The organism is Stenomitos frigidus ULC18 (genome assembly GCF_003003795.1).
Classification (GTDB): domain Bacteria; phylum Cyanobacteriota; class Cyanobacteriia; order Leptolyngbyales; family Leptolyngbyaceae; genus Stenomitos; species Stenomitos frigidus_A.
The window spans coordinates 1-5,117 of sequence record NZ_PVWK01000143.1 but is presented as its reverse complement, the minus strand read 5'-3'; the positions used below and the strand labels follow the sequence as shown (position 1 = coordinate 5,117).

Genomic DNA, 5,117 nt, shown 5'->3' with positions numbered 1-5,117 from the left:
CGTTGCTTGAGGTCTGCTTCCGTTTCGGTGATATCGAGTTTGTAAACGCCTGCCATAAATGCTGCTTGAACCCAATACTATTGTCGCGCCATACCCATCTTGAGGAATTGGTATTACATTGCGCTTGTCCCTGTCTTCTACGCGATCTTGAACCCGAACAACTTCAGCAGTAACCCTACAGTGTTTGTTGGTAATCTTCGCGCTCAGTTTAGCTTTTAGCAAAGAGGCGTAAGGCACGACTAGTCTAGCAAAGAGGCACATTGAAGCGTGGAACAACCACGCACCATCAACAGAAGTGTTAAAACCACTACTCCTTGAGTCGTAGAGACCAGTGCAAGATAGCAAGCAACCCGACGATTGAGGTCAGCAGTTTGTAGCGTCTTACACACTAACCTGTACCAGAGCTGACTATCGTATACGGTATACAACGATTTGTTTGAAACATACGAGTCATCTCAGTCAGTTCACTGCCTTCGTTTGAGCGGTATAACGCTGTTTTAGTGCTTGGTACTCTGTTCACCTGTGAAGTGTTCTAGCGATCGCGCCCAGTCAGTCAGCTCATGCATTGCATAAACGTTCGCAAATCAAGTTGCCTAACAACTCCATAGACAGACTGTTTTACCTTTACACCCTAGTAAACGCTGAGGCTAACGCATGACACACGGAGAAGTTCACGCCGAGGGCAGTCATTTGTCTTCAGATTCACCCAAGCTACTGTACGGTTTACACGATAAACCACCGTTCAAAGATGCTCTCTTCGTTGGTTTGCAGCATGTCTGCGCGATTTTTATTCCAATTGTTACGCCGGGGCTGTTAATCACGGGCGCGTTAGGGCTCGATCCAGCGAAGGCGAGTTACATCCTGGGCATGTCCTTGTTTGTCTCGGGACTGGGTACGTTTATTCAGGTACGGCAAATTGGGCCGATCGGCTCTGGCTTGCTGAGCGTTCAGGGCACGAGCTTTGCGTTTGTCACGCCGATTTTGGCGGTGGTGGCGCTTTCTTTACAAAATGGCAAGACGCCTGAGCAAACCTTGGCCTTGGTCTTAGGGCTGTGCTTTTTTGGCTCATTCATTCCTATCATCCTCAGTCGCTTTCTGCACCTGACGCGGAAGATTTTTACACCGTTGGTAACAGGCACGGCTGTCACGCTGATTGGGCTTTGTCTGATTAAAGTGGGCATGTTCTACATGGCGGGTGGCGGCAAGGCAAAGGCGATCGCGGCCAAAGCACCGGATAGTCCGCTAGCGTTTGGTAGCTTGCAGAACTGGGCACTGGCCTTAACGGTGTTTGCGATCGTGGGCATTTGTAGTGCCAGCGCCAACAAGTATCTGCGGATGGGTTCCATCATCATTGGTTTGTTTGCGGGTTTTGTCATCTCCACGTTCTTGGGCATTACCGACTTCAGTAAGCTAGGCACACTGCCGCTCATCAACATTCCCATTCCCTTCCGGTTTGGTTTAGGGTTTGACTTTGTGACGTTTGTGTCTTTCGCGATCATCTACATTGCACTGACGTTGGAAGTGCTGGGAGACATTACAGCCACATCCATGGTGTCGGGTGAGCCAATCGAAGGCGCAACCTACTTCCGTCGGCTCAAGGGTGGCATTTTGGGTGATGGGGTCAACTCACTGATCGCTTCGATTTGTGGTACGTTTCCCATCGTGACGCCTGCTCAAAACAATGGCATCATCCAACTCACAGGGGTAGGCAGCCGCTATGTTGGCTTTTTCGTAGCTGCTATTCTGGTGGTGCTCGGTCTGTTTCCGATCGTCGGCGGGGTGCTGCTAGCCATTCCCACACCCGTGTTTGGCGGCGCTGTAATGTTGATGTTTGGCACAGTGGCTGTTGCTGGGTTCAACATTCTCCGCGCCGTCAAGATGGATAACCGTTCCTTTGTGATTCTTGCCGTCTCATTGGCTGCAGGCTTGGGCGTGACGTTCCTTCCCGAAGCGCTGGAGCATTTCCCTGCTGGCGTGAGAAGCGTGCTGGAGTCTGGCATTGCGACCGGATCAATTTGCGCTTTAGTGCTAAACCTGATCATGCCAAAGCCAGCGGAAGAAGCATTCGCAGCAGGGGAACTGATCGTAGCAGAGGTCGGCGTCCCTGTGGAATCAGAATAGGTGGCGATCAATTAACCCTTTACGACCTGTAAACTGTGATCGCTACCAGCCCCGACATCATTGGTTAGTAAATGTCATCAAAATTGGAGAGAGCCATGCTCAAGTTTATTACCCGGAGATTTAGCGCGTTTGTGCTGTCCTTTGTCCTTTTGCTTAGCGCTATTGTCGGCTACCCCAATCTTGCGAAAGCGGATCAACCTATTGCGATCGCGTTCAGCCGCAATCTGCCCACCGTCCTGCTGGCAGACGCTGTCGTTGCTGACCCTGAAGTGGATGCTGCCGCCGCTGCTGCCGATCCTGATGTAGCAGAGGAAGCAGCAGCCGCAGCCGTCAAGGCCGAAGCGAAGAAACTGAAGGAAGCAGAGAAGGCCGAAGCGAAAAAGGTCAAAGAAACCGCTAAAGCGGAAGCGAAAAAGCTGAAAGAAGCAGAGAAAGCGAAGAAGGCAGAAGCGAAAGCGGAGGCAAAAAAAGCGAAGGAAGCCGCTAAAGCCGAAGCTAAAAAGGCGAAGGAAGCCGCTAAAGCCGAAGCCCAAAAGCTGAAAGCAGCGGAAACCGCTAAAGCTGACACAGAAGCCAACTCCTAGTTTCGCTACGCTAATTCAAACAGCTGAGCGAGAGCGTTTACGTCAATTATGTTGCCTCACTCTACTCATCGTCAGAGTGAGGCATTGCTGATCATTCCATACACTTGACAGTCCATAGACTGTATTGCACCTGAAGAAGAGGGAGCGATGACTGTAGTTCCACGCCAAGAATCACCGTTCAGCTTGAGTGCCTTTCTCATCAGCGACGGTCCTGCGGGTTTTTTGCTGAGTTGGGTAGCTGGCTTTGTTGATACATCTGCCTTCATCATTTTGTTTGGCATTTTCACGGCTCACGTTACGGGTAATATTGCCTTAGCAGGGTCGTCGTTTGTCGCGGCTGATGAAGGCACCACGATCACGCGTTTATTGATGCTGCCAACCTTCATGCTGACCGTGGCGTTGACCTCGCTACTGGCACGGTATGCCCGTCGCAAAGATTGGTCTGTGTTTGCAGTCCTACTAACCGCAGAAGCGATCGCGCTGGTCATTTTTCTGATTATTGGCACCAGTCTTTCACCCGCGCTACTGCTGGATGTGCAAGAGGAGTATATTCTGCCGATCGGGATGGCTGGTGTGGTCGCAATGGCCATCCAAAATGCGCTGATGAAAGAAGCGAAAGGCGTTTTTAAAAGCTACATTCCGACGACCGTGATGACGGGCAATACGACCCAACTGACCATTGATCTAGTCCAGTTTTTAAGCGCCAAGCTGTCCCGCAACCCCAGTGAGTCGGTAAAACTAGAAGCAGAAGAAGCGCTAGAGCGGATGAGCCGCTTCGTTCCAGTGATTGCAGGCTTTGCGCTCGGTGGGTTTGCTGCTGCCTTTTTTGTGTTGCTGTCAGAGTCCTGGTGGAGCCTGGTTTTCCCGTTGCTTGTAATTTCTACGCTGGCGATCGCGGCTTATGTCGAGCATGAACCTGCACCCAGCCTTGATGTTCACTCTTGATGTGCACGGATGGCAGGCACTGTTGTTTTACTGATTGAGGAAAATAATGATGAAACGTTTATTAGTGACGATCGCGACCTGTGTGTTGCTCACATTGGGTTGCGTTGGCGGTGTGGGTGTGGCTCTGGCGCAGCCGTCTGTGGGAACGTTATGGCCCAACTTGCTGAGCGCTGAGCCCCCTGCATCCTCAGACGTGCTGCTAGAACAAATGAGGAGCCAGCTTCTCCCCCAGTTTGAGAGCATTTTGAGCTCTGAACAGCGCGATCGGCTACAAGCAGAAATCGTCGATGCAAAAGCCAGTCTCCGCAAAGCCTTTAAGAAAATTGCGCTTTCCACTGACCAGAAAACCAAGCTAGCCTCGGTGTTTAAGTCACTACCCAAAAAAGATATCTTTGCGTCGTTGACACCAGAGCAGAAAAAGGGACTGTTCTCGAAGAAAGAGATGTTTATGCCGACGCCAGAAGCCATTAGCGACAAGATCAACGCCAAGATGCAGATGGCAAAAGACAACGGTGCCATGATGCCAACATCGGCCGAAATTAGCCAGAAGATTAGCGCCAAAATGCAGCTAGCAAAGGACAAAGCGGCAGCGAAAATGGCTCCCGCTCCCACCGTTGAGAAGGCGACTGAAGCGCTCAATGCGATCGAAAGCAAAGTCGCAGAATAGTGGTTTGCAACAGACCCGATCGCCGCTTACTGAGAAGATTGCTAGCAACAAAATACCCGTAGGGGCAGATTTTGCAATATGGTTAGCGATTATGAGGTCAAGTCTCTGGCAAAACCTGTCCCTACCCAGCGCTACATTTAACTGGAAAGCTTCTAACTGCTGACAACCCACCCTTCAATGATGTTCTTGCATTTCCACACACAGCTTGCTCATCTGACTGCCCCAGAGCCTATGAACACTGAGTTCTCGCCTTTTTTAAAGGCAGTCATATCGTTCTCGCATCCTGCGTTAATGCTCGGTGCGTTACTTGCGACACTCTATGCCCTGTATTTAGGTGTTTTAGTCAGACGGACGCGCAATGCTGATGCCGAAGTCCGTAAGCAGATGATTAAGGAGAAATACAATCAAAAACACTTTCAGCTCGGTGCAATTTTGCTGGCAGTCTGGGTGATTGGAACAGTCGGTGGTATGGGTGCAACCTATCTTCTGTACCACAAGCTCTTTGTTAGCCCTCACTTAATCATTGGGCTCAGTACGATTTGTTTTGCCGCGCTGGCTGCAACACTGGTGCCGCTGATGCAACAAGGCAAAGAATGGGCAAGACTGTTGCACATTACCTTCACCATGCTGGTTGTTGGTTGCTTCCTTGCGCAGACAGTGACAGGGTTACAGATTGTCCAAAAGATGATCGGCGAGATGCTAAAAACGGCATAGAAACGTCGGGATACTGTTGGCGAACGCGGATCCGAATCACATCAGATACTCTAAAGCAAAGCAGCAGTGTCTTTTCAGGAGTCTCT

Annotated in this window: 5 protein-coding genes; all 5 read left to right on the top strand. The window is 50.6% G+C overall.

The features are described from left to right. The first annotated feature begins 654 nt into the window (after window positions 1–654). The 5 genes from C7B82_RS27055 to C7B82_RS27035 all read left to right on the top strand — a co-directional run bounded on the left by C7B82_RS27055 (window position 655) and on the right by C7B82_RS27035 (window position 5,031). Window positions 655–2,121 (top strand): uracil-xanthine permease family protein, encoded by a 1,467-nt coding sequence (locus C7B82_RS27055; protein ID WP_106259968.1) that lies wholly within the window; start codon window positions 655–657, stop codon window positions 2,119–2,121. Window positions 2,122–2,216: 95 nt separating this feature from the next. Next, on the top strand, window positions 2,217–2,705 hold the full coding sequence (locus C7B82_RS27050) for a hypothetical protein (RefSeq protein ID WP_106259966.1): 489 nt from the start codon (window positions 2,217–2,219) through the stop codon (window positions 2,703–2,705). Between the two features lie 147 nt (window positions 2,706–2,852). Next, window positions 2,853–3,650 carry a YoaK family protein gene (locus tag C7B82_RS27045; protein WP_106259964.1) on the top strand — a complete coding sequence of 266 codons (798 nt, stop codon included), beginning with the start codon at window positions 2,853–2,855 and terminating at the stop codon, window positions 3,648–3,650. 49 nt (window positions 3,651–3,699) lie between these two features. Next, window positions 3,700–4,317, top strand: a complete 618-nt coding sequence (locus C7B82_RS27040; protein WP_106259962.1) for a hypothetical protein — start codon at window positions 3,700–3,702, stop codon at window positions 4,315–4,317. A 231-nt stretch (window positions 4,318–4,548) separates the two neighbouring features. Then, complete coding sequence (locus C7B82_RS27035) at window positions 4,549–5,031, top strand: DUF4079 domain-containing protein (RefSeq protein ID WP_106259969.1); 483 nt, start codon at window positions 4,549–4,551, stop codon at window positions 5,029–5,031. Window positions 5,032–5,117: the final 86 nt, after the last annotated feature.